The organism is Pseudomonas sp., assembly GCF_032058845.1.
In the GTDB taxonomy this organism is placed as follows: domain Bacteria; phylum Pseudomonadota; class Gammaproteobacteria; order Pseudomonadales; family Pseudomonadaceae; genus Aquipseudomonas.
The window spans coordinates 20251-39504 of the sequence record NZ_DAMCCR010000027.1; the positions used below are offsets into that span (position 1 = coordinate 20251).

Genomic DNA, 19254 nt, shown 5'->3' on the forward strand with positions numbered 1-19254 from the left:
CCACAACGGCATCCACACCTGCTCGAACACGGCGTCCAGGCCCAGGGCCGCGACCGCCTGCTCATGCAGCACAGCCAGGCGTCGATCATCGAAATCGGCCAGCGCCTGGCGCGCCCGTACCTGCCACCAGCAGGGCGCCTGGTCCGTATCCGCTGCGGTCTGGGCCTGCGCAGACGCCGTGCCGCGCGCCAGGATGCGCGCCACACGGCTCACCGGCACGCCGCGTTCGAGCCAGCCGAGAATGCTCTGGATGGTGTCGATGTCTGCCGGGCTGTACAGACGGTGGCCGGTGTCGGTGCGGGTCGGTTGCAGCAAGCCATGGCGGCGCTCCCAGGCGCGCAGGGTGACGGCGTTGACGCCGGTGTCGCGGGCCACCTCCCCGATCGAGTGAAGCCTGGGCGCCGCGGCCTGCACACCCTCATGCTGCTGATCCATGTACCCGGCACCTGCCTTGAAATGAGGCGCTAGTGTACGTGGGTACGCAGGTCGCGGCAGGGAAAACGCGCCTGCCGGTGCGCAGTGCCGGATGTCGACCGAACCGGCCGCTCGGCAGCAGCGCATGCCGCCCCGGGATAACAGGCGACGGCAGTACAGGAGGAAACACTTCGGGTATGCTGGCCCTCTCGCAAGGACAGACAAGTTGACCGCCCCGAACATGAACAGCCCAATCCTTCTCACCGGCGCCAGCCAGCGTGTCGGGCTGGCCTTGGCACAGGCCCTGGCACAGGCCGGCCATAGCGTGATCAGCGCCAGCCGCAGCCAGCCCCCGGCGCATCCGAACATCCAGCATTTCGAGGCCGATCTGTGCCGCGCCGCCGACCGTGAAGCGCTGGTCGAGCACCTGCAGCGCACCTGCACCCACCTGCGCGCGGTGATCCACAACGCCTCGTTGTGGCTCGATGACAGCCCCGGCAACCTGGACACGATGTTCCGCCTGCACGTCGAGGCGCCCTATCACCTGAACCTGGCCCTGGGCGAACTGCTCAACAACGCCGGCAAGGCCGACATCATCCACATCTGCGATGAAACCTCTTCGCGCGGCAGCAAGAGCCATATCGGCTACGCCGCCACCAAGGCCGCGTTGCAGAACATGGTGCTGTCGTTCGCCGAGAAATACGCCCCGCAGGTGCGGGTCAACGGTATCCTGCCAGGCCTGCTGATGTTCAAGCCCGAGGGCGACGAAGCCTATCGCCAGCAGGCCCTGCAGAAGGCCCTGCTGGAATTCGAACCCGGCGCCGAGCCGCTGATCGAGGCGGTGCTGTTTTTGCTGCAGAGCCAGTACAGCACCGGCAGCCAGATCACCATCAACGGCGGCCGACACCTGAAAAACCGCATCCTCTGAGAGCCCACCATGACCTCCCAACAACAGCTCGAACTCGAAGCCGCTGCGTTTCGCCGCTTGGTCAGCCATCTGCAGCAACGCACCGACGTGCAGAACATCGACCTGATGAACCTCTCCGGCTTCTGCCGCAACTGCCTGTCCAAGTGGTACAAGGCCGCCGCTGACGAGCAGCACATCGACCTCAGCCTCGACGATGCCCGCGAAGCGGTCTATGGCATGCCCTACGCCGAGTGGAAAGCCCAGTACCAGAAAGAAGCCAGCGCCGAGCAACAGGCGGCGTTCGACCAGGGGAAACAACCATGACCGATCTCGCTACCTTTCGTCAGTCGCTGACAAGCGGCGAACACCTGTTCGCCACCACCCTCGCCTTCGTTGCCGAGCACTACACCTACACGCCGCAGGGCTTCGACAACGGCGGGCTGGTCAGCACTGCCGGGCAGAACGAAGGCTCGTGCAAGACCCTTGGCCTGGCCCTGCTGGAAAACTTCACCCAGGAAGAGGCCCTGCTGGCCTTCGGCGAGCATTACCGCAGCGTGCTGGACACGCCAGAGGGCAGCGACCACGGCAATATCCGTTCGCTGATCAAGCATGGGTTGACGTCAGTGACTTTTGCGGAGCAACCGCTGCAGCGGTTGGGGTGACACCGGAGGCGGCCGGCTCGGGACCTGGGTCAGCTGCAATGTGCGGCTGGGTGGTTCCGATGGCCACTACAGAGGTCAGTCAGCACGATCGCGTCAGCTTGACTGGGGCGGCGCAGCCGACCTGATGTAGACAACACCCACTCACCTGGATGAACGTGCATCAGCCCAGCCGCATTGAACACCGTGGCGACCCACGCGAGTGGGAGCCTTGGTAGCGCGACAAGTGCCGTGTTTCGATGGGCGCACTCGTGTCGAGTGAGCCCATCTGGCACTGGCTTACAGCTCGATGCAGTCGAACTTCACATCGGTGGCAACGTCAGCGTCGTAGTCGACATCGCTGCGTTCGAAGCCGAACAGGTTGAGGAACTCTTTCTTGTAACCGGCATAGTCGGTCATCTCGAACAGGTTCTCGGTGGTGACCTGCGGCCAGAGCGCCTTGCAGGCGTCTTGCACGTCGTCACGCAGTTCCCAGTCGTCCAGGCGCAGGCGGCTCTTCTCGTCGACGTCGGCCGGCTGGCCATCGGCGCGGTACAGACGGTCCCGGAAGAGACGATTGAGCTGGTCGCCCGTGCCTTCGTGCACGCCTTTTTCCTGCATGATCTTGAACACCATCGACAGGTACAGCGGCATCACCGGAATGGCCGAGCTGGCCTGGGTAACCACCGACTTGAGTACACCGACGTTGGCGCCACCTTTCACGGCAGCGGCGAGTTTCTGGTCCAGGCGCAGAGCGGTTTCATCGAGGTCTTTCTTGGCCTGGCCCAGTGCGCCATCCCAGTAGATCGGCCAGGTGATTTCCGTGCCGATGTAGCTGAAGGCCACGGTCCGCGCGCCTTCGGCCAAGACATCGGCACTCGCCAGGGCGTCGATCCACAGCTGCCAGTCCTGGCCACCCATGACGGTCACGGTGTCGGCGATTTCCTGCTCCGACGCCGGCTCGATGCTGGCCTCGATGATGGTGTCCTTGTTGGTGTCGATGGCGGTCGACTTGTACGGCTGGCCGATCGGCTTGAGCGCCGAGCGGATCACTTCACCGCTCTGCGGCAGCTTGCGCACAGGCGATGCCAGGGAATAGATGACCAGATCGACCTTGCCGCCCATGTCCTGCTGAATCAGCTCGATGACCTTGGCGCGGGCTTCGTCAGAGAACGCGTCGCCATTGATCGATTTGCTGTACAGGCCTTCAGCCTTGGCGAATGTGTCGAATGCAGCGGAGTTGTACCAGCCGGCGGTGCCGGCCTTGGTTTCGGAGCCGGGCTTTTCGAAGAACACACCCAGGGTGTCGGCCTTGAAGCCGAAGGCGGCGGTGATGCGTGCGGCCAGGCCGTAGCCGCTGGAAGCGCCGATGACCAGCACCTTCTTCGGACCATCGTCGCGCACACCCCGTTTGCGGGTCGCTTCGATCTGGTCACGGACGTTGAGCTCGCAGCCCTTCGGATGGGTCGTGGTGCAGATGAAACCGCGAACCTTGGGATGAATGATGGCCAATGTCTGTACCTCGTCAGGTTTGAGCAGGTGTAAGTCGCTCGGTGGCGACTTCATGCATTTCTGGGATTTCTGGGAAGGTGAGACTACACCCGTCCGCGTCGCGACACATCTTAAGGGCTGCGCCTGAGGTTTCAAGCACGCAGGCAATCAGCGTCAATCGTCAGGATTGATTTGAAAAGGCGATCAATCAGCGAGAAAAACAAACTTCTCAATGTGGCCAAGCCTGTGGATGCTGTCAGGCTTTAGAGCCTGTCCAGGGAGCACTGCAATGAACGAAGTCGCCATCGTCGCCGCCACCCGCACCGCCATCGGCAGTTTTCAGGGGGCACTGGCCAGCGTGTCTGCCGTCGAGCTGGGCGCTGCGGTGATCCGCCGCCTGCTGGAACAGACCGGCCTCGACCCGGCCCAGGTCGATGAGGTGATTCTTGGCCAGGTGCTCACCGCCGGCAGTGGGCAGAACCCGGCGCGCCAGAGCGCGGTCAAGGCCGGCTTGCCGCACGCAGTGCCGGCCATGACCCTGAACAAGGTCTGCGGCTCGGGGCTCAAGGCCATTCACCTGGCAGCCCAGGCGATTCGTTGCGGCGATGCCGAGGTGGTGATTGCCGGCGGCCAGGAAAACATGAGCCTGGCGCCCTATGTGCTGCCCAGTGCCCGTACCGGCCAGCGCATGGGCCATGGGCAGATGCTCGACAGCATGATCACCGATGGCCTGTGGGATGCCTTCAACGACTACCACATGGGCATCACCGCCGAAAACCTGGTCGAGGCCTATGGCCTGAGCCGCGAGCAGCAAGACGCGTTTGCCGCCGACTCTCAACGCAAGGCACTGGGCGCCATCGAAAGCGGCCGCTTCAGTGCTGAAATCACGCCGATCCACATCCCGCAGAAAAAAGGCGAACCCACCGTATTCGCCACCGACGAGCAGCCGCGCGCCGGCACCACGGCCGAAACGCTGGGCAAGCTGCGCCCGGCCTTCCGCAAGGACGGCAGCGTGACCGCCGGCAACGCTTCTACGCTCAATGATGGCGCTGCCGCCGTGCTGCTGATGAGCGTGAGCAAGGCCCAGGCGCTGGGCCTGCCGATCCTGGCGCGCATCGCCGCTTACGCCAGCGCTGGCGTGGACCCGGCGATCATGGGCATCGGGCCGGTCTCAGCCACCCGCCGCTGCCTCGACAAGGCCGGCTGGCAGCTACAGGACCTCGACCTGATCGAAGCCAATGAAGCCTTCGCCGCCCAGGCCCTGGCGGTGGGCAAGGAGCTGCAGTGGGACCCGGCCCGGGTCAACGTCAACGGCGGCGCCATCGCCCTCGGCCACCCCATCGGCGCCTCGGGCTGCCGTGTGCTGGTGACGCTGCTGCATGAAATGCTCAAGCGCGATGTCCACAAGGGGCTGGCGACGCTGTGCATCGGAGGCGGTCAAGGGGTCGCCCTGGCAATCGAACGCTAAGGGCTGGCCGATGGCTGGCGCGGGTGCCGGCACGCTATCGCGCAGGGCATGGGATTCATCTGCGCGACGGCGACGGAACACCTGAGATCACAGGGCCCTGCAAGCGCGGCCGGTCCTGTGGGAGCGGCTTTAGCCGCGATGGCCGGCAACGCCGGCCTGACTCAAGCAACGCGCAATAGCAGGCAGACTGTGATCGCAGTCTTGGGTCGGCTCCGATCCCCACACCCACCTCAGGCATACTGCCAGCCACCGCCGGCCAGGTTCCTCCCGAACAGGGCTCGAACCGCGCCACCCATACACGACGCCAGGCAGCCCCGACCTTGACCCGCGACCAGCTAGAACAGCACCAGATCCCCGTCTACTTCGCCGCAGTCGCCATCGCGGTCATCAGCGGCCTGCTGGCACCCACCGCCAGCGCAGGCCTGGCCGTTCTGATCAGCCCCGCCATCGCCCTGCTGATGTACGCGATGTTTCTGCAGATTCCTTTCCTCGACCTGCGTACATCGTTGCCCAACCGACGTTTCATGGCCGCACTGCTGCTGGCCAATTTCGTCTTCACGCCCTTGCTGGTCTGGTTGGCGACGCGTGGCCTGGTCGAGCACCCGGCGTTGCTGCTGGGCGCGCTGCTGGTGTTGTTGACGCCGTGCATCGACTACGTGGTGGTATTCACCCACCTGGGCAAAGGCGATGCCCGCGCGACCCTCGCCGCGACGCCGGTGCTGCTGCTCGTGCAACTGCTGCTGTTGCCGCTGTACCTGACGTTGATGATGGGCGACGCGCAGACCATCCAGCTGTCGCTGGCGCCGTTCGTCGAGGCGTTTCTGACCTTGATTGCCCTGCCGCTGCTGCTCGCGGTGCTGACCTGCGCCAGCGCCCGGCGCCTGCCCGCGATGGCGAGTTGGAACGAGGCCTGCGCCTGGCTGCCGGTGCCGGCCATGGCGCTGGTGTTGATACTGGTGGTGGGCTCGCAGATCGGCGAGGTGCTCGACGATGTGCAGCAGTTGCTGCCGGTGCTGCCGGTGTATATCGGTTTCGCCGTGCTGGCGCCGTGCGTAGGTCTGCTCACGGCGCGTCTGTGGCGTCTGCCGCTCGCGCAGGCACGCTCGCTGGCCTTCAGCACCGCCACCCGCAACTCGCTGGTGGTGCTGCCTCTGGCCCTGGCCTTGCCGCCGCAATGGCGCACCCTCGCGGCGGCTGCAGTGATGACCCAGACCCTGGTGGAGCTGGTGGCCGAACTGCTCTACGTCCGCTGGGTGCCGATACTGATACGACGCTGATGATGGCTGATCGGCACAGACGAGCCAGCGGCGCAGCGCGCATTGCCTGGGCAAGGCCTCAGGCCGCAGGTAAGCCCCTGCGCCTCACTGCAACGCCGCCGCCGGACCGAAGAACTCGAATCGGCTCTGCTGCTCAGGTACCCCCAGCCCCTGCAACTGGCGCTTGATCGCCGCCATGAAGGGTTTGGGACCCAGGAAATACACGTCCACGTCCCGCGTACCCGGCAGCCACTCACCGAGCAGGTCCTGGCTCATCAGGCCGAGTGCATGGGCATGGGCGCTGCCATCGTCTTCGGCGTAGCAGTAGAAGCGCTTGAGCTGCGGGTGGGCCGCGGCCAGCGCATCCACACTGTCGCGAAACGCATGCACCCCAGCGTTGCGTGCGCAGTGGATGAAATGCACGGGCCGGCCGCTTTCCAGCGCGGCCTGCAACATGGCCAGGGTCGGCGTGATGCCAACTCCGCCACTGATCAACACCAGCGGCTTGTCACTGGCGGTCAGGGTGAAGTCGCCAGCCGGCGGGAACAGTTGCAAGGTGTCGCCCACCTGCAAGGTGTCGTGCAGGTAGTTGGACACCTTGCCGCCCGCCTCGCGCTTGACGCTGATGCGGTACTCGCGGCCATCGCAGAGCGCCGACAAGGAATAGTTGCGGCGCTGCTCGCTGCCGTCGATGAACAGCTGCACACCGATGTACTGGCCGGGCTCGGCCTTGAGCACCGCTAGCCCATCGACCGCAGCGAAGTAGAACGACACGATCTCTGCACTCTCCTGTTCACGGCGCACCAGCCGGAACGCACGCGTGCCACGCCAGCCGCCGGCGGCCTGCTCCTTGGCCTGATAAAGGCTTTCTTCAGCGCCAATGAGGATGTCGGCCAGTTGCCCGTACGCAGCGCCCCAGGCGTCGATCACTGCGGGGGTGGCAATGTCTGCGCCCAGCACTTCCCGGATTGCCCGCAGCAGGCAGCCGCCCACGATCGGGTAGTGCTCGGGGAGGATCTGCAAGGCCACATGCTTGTTGATGATCTGCCCCACCAATCCACCCAGCTGCTCGAGCTGATCGATGTGCCGGGCGTACATCAACACCCCGTTGGCCAGCGCCCGCGGCTGATCGCCACTGGCCTGGTGGGCCTGGTTGAACAGCGGCCGCACTTCGGGGTGCTCGTTGAGCATCATCTGATAGAAATGGGTGGTCAGCGCTTCACCGCCACTTTCGAGCAGCGGAACGGTGGCTTTGATGAGGGTACGTTGGTCGGCGGTCAGCATGCAGGCAACTCCTGAGCAAGGTGATAACTGTGATAACCGTGCTGTTTCACGAAGCGTGCCAACCCTGAAACCCACGCAGTCCGGGTACTCTCTTACACTGCGTGTCAAAATGACCTAGCATTCGATCTAGTCATGATGACTACAAGGAGTCTTTATGACCGCCACACCGTTGCTCACTGCCCTGCTACCGCTGGTCAGCGACCTGTCTCGCGAGCTGCCTGACCACGAACGTTACCGTCGCCTGCTGCAGGCGATGCGCGGGCTGCTGCCATGCGATGCCGCAGCGTTGCTGCGCCTGGACGGCGAGTGGCTGGTCCCGCTGGCGGTGGACGGTCTGACCCCCGATACCCTCGGCCGGCGCTTCCGCGTCAGTGAGCACCCGCGCTTCGAAATCCTGTTGAGCCAGCCCACCCCCACGCGCTTTGCCAGCGACAGCGACCTGCCCGATCCCTATGACGGGTTGGTCAACGCGCCCGATGTCGAACTGCACGTGCACGACTGCATGGGCTGCCCGCTGATGATCGATGAACGCCCGTGGGGCCTGCTGACCCTCGATGCATTACGCCCCGAGCAGTTTCACAGCGTCGAGCTCGACGCACTGCAAGCGTTCGCCAGCCTGGCCGCAGCCACCGTCACCGCCGCCGAGCGCATCGAGCACCTGGCCCTGCGGGCCGAGCATGAGCGCCAACGCGCTGAAACCTACCGCCAGGCCACCCATCATGACCGCCAGTTGATCGGCCAGAGTGAGGTGCATCGCCAACTGCTCGAAGAACTGGCGCTGGTGGCCAGCAGCGACCTGACCGTGCTGATCACCGGCGAAACGGGTGTGGGCAAGGAGCTGGTCGCCCAGGCGCTGCACCAGGCCAGCCGCCGCGCCGACAAACCCCTGATCAGCCTCAATTGCGCCGCGCTTCCCGAAACACTGGTGGAAAGCGAGCTGTTCGGCCACGTGCGCGGCGCGTTTACAGGGGCCCATGGGGAGCGCCGTGGCAAGTTCGAGCTGGCCCACGGCGGCACCTTGTTTCTCGATGAAGTCGGCGAACTGCCACTGGTGGTGCAGGCCAAGTTGCTGCGCGTGCTGCAAAGCGGCCAGTTACAACGCCTGGGCTCGGACCGCGAGCACCATGTGGATGTGCGTCTGATCGCCGCGACCAATCGCGACTTGAGCGAGGAAGTGCGTCAGGGTCGCTTTCGAGCCGACTTCTACCACCGCCTCAGCGTCTACCCGCTGCACGTGCCGCCGCTGCGCGAGCGGGGCCGCGATGTGTTGCTGCTGGCAGGCTATTTTCTTGAGCAGAACCGCTCGCGTCTGGGCTTGAACAGCCTGCGCCTGAGCGCCGATGCGCAGAGTGCTCTGTTGCAGTATGACTGGCCGGGCAACGTGCGCGAGTTGGAGCACCTGATCGGCCGCAGCGCACTCAAGGCTTTGGGCAAACAGCCGGCACGCCCACGTATGCTGACGCTCACGGCCAGAGATCTGGAGCTTGCGCTCAGCATGGCCAGCGAGCCCTGCGCCGCTGATCCCGCACGACCACCGGTCGGTTTGATCGAAGGCGGCTTGCGCCAGGCCGTGGATCAATTCCAGCGCCAGTTGCTGCAGCAATCACTCGCTCGCCATGGGCAAAACCGCGCCGCAGTGGCGCGTGAGCTGGGCATCGACCGCGCCAACCTGAGCCGGCTGGCCAAACGGCTCGCGCTGGACTGAGCGCCAACAGTCTGACTCACGGTTATTTGGCGCGCCACGCAAACTGGTCCGTTCGGTCAACGCTGCCTATACCTCCCAAAGATCTGTAACAGGGCTGTTACGGGCTTCCCGGCGGGCGCGGAGTGATTCGCGCACGGGGAAGCAGGATTGGCTGCCACCCTTGCGCGGTGTCGGCCCCTCATCCAGCAGGGAGCATGTATGGACAACATCGTCGTCGCCGATAAAGCCACCGCACAACTGTCACAATCAACCTGGGGTGACCTGAGCCTGAAGCAGGCCAGCCTGGTGCAACTGCCAGTCGCCCCCGATCAAGTCGCGAATGTGGTTCGTGACGGGCAAAACCTAGTGGTGACGCTGCGGTCTGGAGAAAAGATCGCCCTGGGCAACTTCTTCGTCGTCGATCAGGACGGTGTGGGCAACGACCTGGTCTTCGTCGGCGACGATGGCACCCTTTGGCATGCCATCTACGATGCCGATGCGTTTACCGGATTCACCTTCGATGATGTCGCCTCGCTCGATGAGCTGATGGCCGGGCTGGGCGAAGCCGGCAACGCCACGCCGACCTTCGCCATCGCCGGCCTGAGCTTGCTCGGCGCGGGCGGCGCGGCGGCCGCAGCGGGCGCTGGCGGCGGAGGTGGTGGCGGAGGTGGTAGCAGCGATTCGGATGTGACCGCGCCTGCGAGCGCAACCGACCTGCTGGTCAGCGCTGACGGGCGCAGCGTCAGTGGCCGTGGCGAGGCCGGCGCCACGGTGAACGTGCGCGACGCAGCAGGCAATTTGCTGGGCAGCGGTACGGTCGGCAGCGACGGCGTGTTCCAGGTACCGCTCGAGCCACCCCAGCTCAATGGGGAGCCGCTGGCCGTCAGCCTGACGGATGCAGCCGGCAATACCTCTGATCCGGCCAGCGTTACGGCACCAGACGTTACCGCGCCGCAACCGCCGACCGACCTGAGCATCTCGCCCCAGGGCGACGTGCTGTCCGGGACCGCAGAAGCCGGTTCGATTGTGCAGGTGCGCGGCCCCGATGGCTCCCTGCTGGGCAGCGCCGTGGCCGGTACTGACGGCAGTTTCAGCGTTACGCTGCAGCCGCCGCAGACCGCCGGGCAACCTTTGCAGGTGAGCGCCACCGATGCAGCGGGCAATACCTCGGCACCCGCGACCCTGACCGCACCGGACGCCGCTTCGCCACCCGACACCACGGCGCCTGATGCGCCGACCGACCTGGTGGTGAGCGCGGGCGGACGCGCACTGAACGGGCGTGGTGAGCCAGGGACGACGGTCACGGTGCGCGATGCCCAGGGGGCGGTGATTGGCACCGGCGTGGTCGGGGCCGACGGCAACTTCAGTGTTTCGCTGAACCCTGCGGTGATCGATGGCAGCGCGTTGCAGGTCGACCTGACCGATTCGGCGGGGAATGTTTCTGCGCCCGCTTCAGTGCTCACGCCGGATCTCACAGCACCGGTCCAGCCGACTGATCTGGCAGTGGCTGGCGGTGTGACGTTGACGGGTAGAGGCGAACCGGGCGCCACTGTGCAGGTTCGTGATGCCGCTGGGAATGTGATTGGTACGGGGCAAGTTCAGGCTGATGGTGGGTTTACCGTGGCGCTGAGTCCGGCTCAGGCCAATGGTGAGTTCATCGATGTTTGCCAGACCGATGCGGCGGGGAATGCTTCTTCGCCGTTGGCGTTCCAAGTCCCCGACATCACCGCACCCGATGCTGTGCAAAACGTTGTGGTTAGCGCCGATGGCCTGACCGTTTCAGGTCGTGGTGAAGCGGGTGCAACCGTCCAGATTCGTGATGCTAACGGCAATGTGATCGGGACAGGGGTCGTCGCGGCCAACGGCACTTTCGTGCTGCCGCTCGATTCAGCGGTCATCGCTGGCGAAACGATCAATCTGATCCAGACCGATGCCGCTGGTAACGCTTCGGCTGGTTTCGACTTCACCGTGCCGGCCACCCCGGCTCCCGCCAGCCCGACCGCGTTGGCACTGAACGCTGATGGTTCCGAGCTCACCGGCCTTGCCACGCCTGGAAATCGGGTTGAAGCCCGAGGGGCTGACGGCGCGTTGCTGGGAAGCGCGATTGCAGCAGCAGATGGCTCGTTCACCATCATCCTGCAACCGCCACAAGCCAACGGCGAAACCCTCGACGCCGTGGCCATCGATGCCGCCAACCAAAGCTCGATTCCAACATCGATTACCGCCCCCGACATCACCGCCCCGGTCGAGCCCTCCCAGCTCGCCGTCAGTGCCGACGGCACCACCCTCACCGGCCGTGGAGAACCCGGCAGCACCGTCCGCGTCGTCAATGCACAAGGCACTGAAATCGGTACTGCTGTCGTCAACGCAGCGGGCAGCTTCGCAATCACGCTGAATCCGCCGCAGACCGAAGGTCAGGCGCTGGCAGTCACCGCGCAAGATGCTGCGGGCAATGTCTCCAATAGTGCTGCAGTGACAGCGCCGAACCTCGAAGCGCCGGTCGATAATACCCCACCTGCTGCCCCAACTGATCTGATCGTCAGCCCAGGTGGCAGCCTGCTCAATGGCCGCGGTGAACCCGGCGCTACCGTCAATGTGCGAGATGCTCAAGGCAACTTGATTGGCTCAGGCGTGGTCTCGGCAGATGGCAGTTTCAGCGTGCCGCTTGCTCCAGCAATAATTGATGGCAGCGCGTTGCAGGTCGACCTGACCGATGCGCCGGGGAATGTTTCTGCAGCAACGTCGGTGCTGACGCCGGACCTCACGGCGCCGGTTGCGCCGACGGCTCTGTCGGTTGCCGATGGTGTGACGCTGACTGGCGTGGGCGAACCCGGCGCCACAGTGCAGGTTCGTGATGCCGCTGGAAACGTGATTGGTACGGCTCAAGTTCGGGCCGACGGCGGGTTTACCGTGACGGTGAATCCGGCCCAGGCGAATGGTGAGTTCATCGATGTTCGCCAGACCGATGCGGCGGGGAATGCTTCTTCGCCGTTGGCGTTCCAAGTGCCGGATATCACTGCGCCGGCTGCGGTGCAAAATGTTGTAGTCAGTGCCGATGGCCTGACCGTTTCAGGGCGCGGTGAAGCGGGTGCCACCGTCCAGATACGTGATGCCAACGGCAATGTGATGGGGACAGGGGTCGTCGCTGCTAACGGCACTTTCGTGCTGTCGCTCACCACCCAAGCGGTTGCTGGCGAAACCATCAACCTAACGCAGACCGATGCCGCTGGTAACGCTTCGGCTGGTTTCGACTTCACCGTGCCCGCCACCCCTGCCCCAGCGAGCCCAACCGCGTTGACGCTGAACGCTGATGGTTCAGAACTGACCGGCCTTGCCACGCCTGGAAATCGGGTTGAAGCCCGAGGGGCTGACGGCGCGTTGCTGGGAAGCGCGATTGCAGCAGCAGATGGCTCGTTCACCATCATCCTGCAACCGCCACAAGCCAACGGCGAAACCCTCGACGCCGTGGCCATCGATGCCGCCAACCAAAGCTCGATTCCAACATCGATTACCGCCCCCGACATCACCGCCCCGGTCGAGCCCTCCCAGCTCGCCGTCAGCGCCGACGGCACCACCCTCACCGGCCGCGGCGAACCCGGCAGCACCGTCCGCGTCGTCAATGCACAAGGCACTGAAATCGGTACCGCTGTCGTCAACGCGGCAGGCAGCTTCGCAATCACGTTGAATCCGCCACAAATCGACGGTCAGGCGCTGGCGGTGACCGCTGAAGACGCTGCGGGCAATGTATCCAACGGCGCTGCCGTGACAGCGCCGAACCTCGAAGCGCCGGTCGATAACACTCCACCTGCTGCTCCGACCGATCTGATCGTCAGCCCCGGTGGCAGCCAGTTGAGCGGCCGTGGTGAACCTGGCGCCACCGTCAATGTGCGAGATGCCCAGGGAAATCTGATTGGCATTGGTTCAGTCGCTGCTGACGGCAGCTTCATTGTTTCGCTGAATCCTGCAGTAATCGATGGCAGCCCGTTACGCGTCGACCTGACGGATGCTGCAGGTAACGTCTCCGCGGCGACGTCGATACTGACGCCGGATTTGACTGCACCGCTCCAGCCGACTGATCTCGCAGTAACCGAAGGCGTAACGCTGACCGGCGTAGGTGAACCAGGCGCCATAGTGCAGGTTCGTAACGCTGCTGGAAACGTGATCGGTACAGGACAAGTTCGAGCCGACGGTGGGTTCACCGTGACGCTGAATCCGGCCCAGGCCAATGGTGAGTTCATCGATGTTCGCCAGACCGATGCGGCGGGGAATGCTTCTTCGCCGTTGGCGTTCCAAGTGCCGGATATCACTGCGCCGGCTGCGGTGCAAAATGTTGTAGTCAGTGCCGATGGCCTGACCGTTTCAGGTCGTGGTGAAGCGGGTGCAACCGTCCAGATTCGTGATGGCAACGGCACTGTAATTGGCACCGGCACCGTCGCGGCCAACGGTACCTTCGTGCTGTCGTTCGATTCAGCGGTCATCGCTGGCGAAACCCTCAACCTGATCCAGACCGACGCCGCCGGTAACGCTTCAGTTGGTTTCGACTTCACCGTACCGGCTACCCCTGCCCCAGCGAGCCCGACCGCGTTGACACTGAACGCTGACGGTTCCGAGCTGACCGGCCTTGCCACGCCTGGAAATCGGGTTGAAGCGCGAGGGGCTGACGGCGCGTTGCTGGGCAGTGCCATCGCCGCAGCAGACGGCTCGTTCACCATCCTTCTGCAACCGCCACAAGCGAATGGCGAAACCCTCGACGCCGTGGCCATCAATGCCGCCAACCAAAGCTCGATTCCAACATCGATTACCGCCCCCGACATCACCGCCCCGGTCGAGCCCTCCCAGCTCGCCGTCAGCGCCGACGGCACCACCCTCACCGGCCGTGGAGAACCCGGCAGCACAGTCCGCGTCGTCAACGCCCAAGGCACCGAAATCGGTACCGCTGTCGTCAACGCAGCAGGCAGCTTTGCAATCACGCTGAATCCGCCGCAGACCGAAGGTCAGTCGCTGGCAGTCACCGCGCAAGATGCTGCGGGCAATGTCTCCAATAGCGCTGCAGTGACAGCGCCAAACCTGGAAACGCCGGTCGACAACACTCCACCTGCTGCACCAACGGATCTGATCGTCAGCCCCGGTGGCAGCCAGTTGAGCGGCCGTGGCGAACCCGGCGCCACCGTCAATGTGCGAGATGCCCAGGGAAATCTGATTGGCACTGGTTCAGCCGCTGCAGACGGCAGCTTCACTGTTTCCCTGAATCCTGCAGTGATCGATGGCAGCCCGTTACGCGTCGACCTGACGGATGCTGCAGGTAACGTCTCCGCGGCGACGTCGATACTGACGCCGGATTTGACTGCACCGCTCCAGCCGACTGATCTCGCAGTAACCGAAGGCGTAACGCTGACCGGCGTAGGTGAACCAGGCGCCATAGTGCAGGTTCGTAACGCTGCTGGAAACGTGATCGGTACAGGACAAGTTCGAGCCGACGGTGGGTTCACCGTGACGCTGAATCCGGCCCAGGCCAATGGTGAGTTCATCGATGTTCGCCAGACCGATGCAGCGGGCAATGCGTCCTCCCCGTTAGCGTTCCAGGTACCGGACATCACCGCACCCGACGTCGTCCTGAACATTGTGGTCAGCGCCGATGGCCTAACCCTTTCCGGACGGGGTGAGGCCGGCGCGACGGTCGAGGTTCGCGGTGCAAATGGCACCATCATCGGTGCTGGCGTGGTCGCGGCGAATGGGACCTTCATCCTGCCACTGGATACCCCTGCAAGCGCAGGCCAAACCCTCAACCTGACCCAAACCGATGCCGCTGGTAACACGTCGGCGGGTTTCAATTTCACGGTGCCGGCCACCCCGGCCCCAACCAGCCCGACCGCGTTGACGCTGAACGCCGACGGCTCGCAACTGACCGGCCTCGCAACGCCCGGAAACCGCGTTGAAGTCCGAGGTGCCGACGGCACGCTGCTGGGCAGCGCCATTGCAGCAGCAAACGGCTCCTTCATCATCACGCTGCAACCACCACAGGCCAACGGCGAAACCCTCGACACCGTGGCCATCGATGCCGCCAACCAAAGCTCGATTCCAACATCGATTACCGCCCCCGACATCACCGCCCCGGTCGAGCCCTCCCAGCTCGCCGTCAGTGCCGACGGCACCACCCTCACCGGCCGTGGAGAACCCGGCAGCACCGTCCGCGTCGTCAATGCACAAGGCACTGAAATCGGTACCGCTGTCGTCAACGCGGCAGGCAGCTTCGCAATCACGTTGAATCCGCCACAAATCGACGGTCAGGCGCTGGCGGTGACCGCTGAAGACGCTGCGGGCAATGTATCCAACGGCGCTGCCGTGACAGCGCCGAACCTCGAAGCGCCGGTCGATAACACTCCACCTGCTGCTCCGACCGATCTGATCGTCAGCCCCGGTGGCAGCCAGTTGAGCGGCCGTGGTGAACCTGGCGCCACCGTCAATGTGCGAGATGCCCAGGGAAATCTGATTGGCATTGGTTCAGTCGCTGCTGACGGCAGCTTCATTGTTTCGCTGAATCCTGCAGTAATCGATGGCAGCCCGTTACGCGTCGACCTGACGGATGCTGCAGGTAACGTCTCCGCGGCGACGTCGATACTGACGCCGGATTTGACTGCACCGCTCCAGCCGACTGATCTCGCAGTAACCGAAGGCGTAACGCTGACCGGCGTAGGTGAACCAGGCGCCATAGTGCAGGTTCGTAACGCTGCTGGAAACGTGATCGGTACAGGACAAGTTCGAGCCGACGGTGGGTTCACCGTGACGCTGAATCCGGCCCAGGCCAATGGTGAGTTCATCGATGTTCGCCAGACCGATGCAGCGGGCAATGCGTCCTCCCCGTTAGCGTTCCAGGTACCGGACATCACCGCACCCGACGTCGTCCTGAACATTGTGGTCAGCGCCGATGGCCTAACCCTTTCCGGACGGGGTGAGGCCGGCGCGACGGTCGAGGTTCGCGGTGCAAATGGCACCATCATCGGTGCTGGCGTGGTCGCGGCGAATGGGACCTTCATCCTGCCACTGGATACCCCTGCAAGCGCAGGCCAAACCCTCAACCTGACCCAAACCGATGCCGCTGGTAACACGTCGGCGGGTTTCAATTTCACGGTGCCGGCCACCCCGGCCCCAACCAGCCCGACCGCGTTGACGCTGAACGCCGACGGCTCGCAACTGACCGGCCTCGCAACGCCCGGAAACCGCGTTGAAGTCCGAGGTGCCGACGGCACGCTGCTGGGCAGCGCCATTGCAGCAGCAAACGGCTCCTTCATCATCACGCTGCAACCACCACAGGCCAACGGCGAAACCCTCGACACCGTGGCCATCGATGCCGCCAACCAAAGCTCGATTCCAACATCGATCACCGCACCCGACATCACCGCCCCGGTCGAGCCCTCACAGCTCGCCGTCAGTGCCGACGGCACCACCCTCACCGGCCGTGGCGAACCCGGCAGCACCGTCCGCGTCGTCAACGCGCAAGGCAGCGAGATTGGCAGCGCCATCGTCAACGGCGCCGGCAGCTTCAGCGTCATCCTGACGCCTGCGCAAACCGCCGGCCAAACCTTGCAGGCCTCGGCCACAGATGCCGCCGGCAACCTCTCCGGCAGCACCCCGGTCACCGCGCCCACCCTCGAAGCGCCGATCGACAGCACCCCGCCTGCCGCCCCCACCGCGCTGATCCTGACCGCCGATGGCATCCGCCTGACCGGCCGTGGCGAGGCCAATGCCCGCGTGCAGGTCCGCGATGCGCAAGGGGCGATCATCGGCAGCGGTACGGTCGATGCGCAGGGCAACTTCAGCCTTGAGCTCGACCCACCCGTGATCGACGGCAGCACCTTGCAGGTGACCCTCGTCGATGCCGCTGGCAACACCTCAGGTCCCACCTGGGTCACCAGCAAGGACCTGACCGCGCCCGAGCAACCCGATGACCTGCAACTGATCGATGGCACCGTGTTCGGCGGCAGTGGCGAAGTTGGCGCACGGGTCGAGGTGCGCGATGCCAACGGCGCCCTGATCGGCAGCGGCCGGGTGCAGGCCGATGGGCGCTTCAGCCTGGTGCTCGACCTGGCACAGCTCAACGGCGAGTCGCTGGACGTGCGCCTGATCGACGCTGCCGGCAACACCTCGATTCCACGGGTGTTTGCCGTGCCGGACATCAGCTCACCCGACCTGGTCAGCAACATCGTGGTCAGCAACGATGGCTCGCTGGTGACCGGGCGTGGCGAGCCGGGCGCCACCGTCACGGTGCGCAATGACAACGGCGACCTGCTGGCCAGCGGTGTGGTGGGCGCAAACGGCAGCTTCCAGCTGTCGCTCCCCAGCCCCGTCTTGCCTGGCAGCAGCTTGACCCTGGTACAGACCGACACGGCGGGCCTGGCCTCGGACTTCGTCAACCACACCGTGCCGCTCACGCCGATTCCGCTCAGCCCCGACAATCTAGTGCTGGCCGAAGATGGCAGCAGCCTCGGCGGCACAGCCGCCCCTGGCACCACGGTGCAGGTCCGGGATGCCGATGGCGCGGTCATTGTCAGCATTGCCGTGGGCGTGGCAGGTACGTTCACGGTCGAGCTCAACCCGGCGCAAGCCAACGGCGAATCCCTGCACGTGGTGGTCATCGGCGCCGATGGCGCTAGCTCGCTGCCAGTGCCCATTACCGCCCCCGACATCACCGCGCCTGAGGCCCCCGGCGCCCTCACCGTCAGCGCCGACGGCAGCACGCTGATCGGCCGCGCCGAAGCGGGCAGCACCGTACAGGTCCTCGACGCCCAGGGCACCCTCATCGGCAGCGCCGTGGCCAACGCTACCGGCAGCTTCAGCGTGCCGCTGCAACCGCCGCAAGTTGCCGGTCAGCCGCTCTCCGTCAGTGCCGTGGATGCGGCAGGCAACACCTCTGCGAGCAGCGCAGTCACCGCCCCCGAGATCAATGCGCCCATCGACACCACCCCCCCTGCAGCACCGACCGACCTGGCGATCAGCAACGACGGTCGCCTGCTCAGCGGACGCGGCGAAGTGGGCACCACGGTACGCGTGCTCGATGCTCAAGGGCTGGTGCTGGCGCAGGCGCAAGTCGGCTTGGACGGCCAGTTCCTCTTCGCCCTGAATCCAGCCGTGATCGACGGCAGCGCGCTGCGCGTGAGCCTGACCGATGCAGCGGGCAACAGCGCCAGCGGGTCGATCGACTCGCCTGATCTGGTCGCCCCACAACCGCCCACTGAGGTGACGCTGGACAACGGCCAGCGGCTCAGCGGCAACGCCGAGGCCGGGGCGCGGGTCGAGGTGCGCGGTGCCGATGGCGAGCTGCTGGGGCAAACCCTCGCCGGCCCCGATGGCACCTTCGCGCTGACGCTGCAAACGCCGCTGCGCAACGGCGAAACCGTGACCGTCGAAGTGATCGACGCGGCCGGCAATCGCTCGACCCCCCTGGACTACAGCGTGCCGGACAGCACAGCGCCCGGGCTGGTGCTCGACGTGGTGGTCAACGTTGCCAGCGGACTGATCGCCGGCCGTGGTGAGCCAGGCGCCACCGTGCAAGTGCGCGGCGCAGGCGATGCCCTGCTGGGCAGCGGCCTGGTGGGCAGCAATGGCTTGTTCCTGATCGTGCTGGACGTGGCCGTGGCGCCGGGCGATGCCTTGGTACTGGTACAGGTCGACGCGGCGGGCAACAGCTCCGCAGCGGTCAACCTCGATGTGCCCGCTATCCTCCTGCCGCCCAGCCCGGGCAACGTGCAGGTCGCCGAAGACGGTGCCACCGTCAGCGGTACCGCGCCGGCGGGCAGCCAGGTGCAGGTGCGTGACAGCCAAGGCACTGTGCTGGGCACCACGCAAGCCGGTGCCGACGGCACCTTCCAGCTGCCCCTCGAACCGCCGCGCGCCAACGGCGAAGACCTCGCCGTGGTGGTGGTCGACGCCGCGGGCAACAGCGGGCTGCCCACCCCCACCACCGCGCCCGACATCACCGCTCCGGAACCGGCCAGCGGGCTGCAAGCGAGTGCCGACGGCAGCCTGCTGAGCGGCAGCGGTGAACCGGGCGCCACCGTGCAGGTACTCGGCGCCGGTGGACAACTGCTCGGCACTGGCGTGGTCCGGCTCAACGG

Annotated in this window: 10 protein-coding genes; 7 read left to right on the forward strand and 3 right to left on the reverse strand. The window is 65.2% G+C overall.

Annotation, left to right across the window (positions count from 1 at the left end):
• Positions 1-435 (reverse strand): MerR family transcriptional regulator (locus RT028_RS07785; RefSeq protein ID WP_312934125.1); only part of this gene is annotated, 435 nt, incomplete at its 3' end.
• Between the two features lie 220 nt (positions 436-655).
• Between RT028_RS07785 and folM the strand changes: the two genes are divergently transcribed.
• The 3 genes from folM to RT028_RS07800 are packed head-to-tail and all read left to right on the forward strand — an operon-like array spanning position 656 to position 1983.
• Entirely contained in the window at positions 656-1342 is a 687-nt protein-coding gene (folM, locus tag RT028_RS07790; protein ID WP_312934126.1) for a dihydromonapterin reductase, read from the forward strand.
• A gap of 9 nt (positions 1343-1351) precedes the next feature.
• A complete protein-coding gene (locus RT028_RS07795; RefSeq protein ID WP_312934127.1) occupies positions 1352-1645 on the forward strand; it encodes a DUF1244 domain-containing protein in 294 nt (97 codons plus the stop codon).
• Positions 1642-1983: a HopJ type III effector protein gene (locus tag RT028_RS07800; protein WP_312934128.1), complete on the forward strand. Its 342-nt coding sequence runs from the start codon at positions 1642-1644 to the stop codon at positions 1981-1983. Before RT028_RS07795 ends, RT028_RS07800 begins: the two co-directional genes overlap by 4 nt.
• A 276-nt stretch (positions 1984-2259) precedes the next feature.
• Here RT028_RS07800 and fabV read toward each other — a convergent pair whose 3' ends face one another.
• Positions 2260-3471, reverse strand: coding sequence for an enoyl-ACP reductase FabV (gene fabV, locus RT028_RS07805; protein WP_312934134.1), 1212 nt, complete (start codon positions 3469-3471; stop codon positions 2260-2262).
• A 268-nt stretch (positions 3472-3739) separates the two neighbouring features.
• On the opposite strand from fabV, the gene RT028_RS07810 reads away from it, so the two are divergent.
• Both RT028_RS07810 and RT028_RS07815 read left to right on the forward strand, forming a co-directional pair.
• A complete protein-coding gene (locus tag RT028_RS07810) occupies positions 3740-4918 on the forward strand; it encodes an acetyl-CoA C-acetyltransferase (protein WP_312934129.1) in 1179 nt (392 codons plus the stop codon).
• A gap of 320 nt (positions 4919-5238) precedes the next feature.
• The gene (locus RT028_RS07815) at positions 5239-6195 is read left to right on the forward strand and encodes an arsenic resistance protein (protein WP_312934130.1); all 957 of its coding nucleotides are present in this window, start codon (positions 5239-5241) and stop codon (positions 6193-6195) included.
• An 84-nt stretch (positions 6196-6279) separates the two neighbouring features.
• Here RT028_RS07815 and hmpA read toward each other — a convergent pair whose 3' ends face one another.
• Positions 6280-7458: an NO-inducible flavohemoprotein gene (gene hmpA, locus RT028_RS07820; RefSeq protein ID WP_312934131.1), complete on the reverse strand. Its 1179-nt coding sequence runs from the start codon at positions 7456-7458 to the stop codon at positions 6280-6282.
• Between the two features lie 154 nt (positions 7459-7612).
• Between hmpA and norR the strand changes: the two genes are divergently transcribed.
• Together norR and RT028_RS07830 are read left to right on the forward strand one after the other, a co-directional pair.
• Positions 7613-9163 (forward strand): nitric oxide reductase transcriptional regulator NorR, encoded by a 1551-nt coding sequence (gene norR / locus RT028_RS07825; protein WP_312934132.1) that lies wholly within the window; start codon positions 7613-7615, stop codon positions 9161-9163.
• A gap of 198 nt (positions 9164-9361) precedes the next feature.
• Positions 9362-19254: Ig-like domain-containing protein (locus RT028_RS07830; protein WP_312934133.1), on the forward strand; the 9893-nt coding region annotated here is incomplete at its 3' end.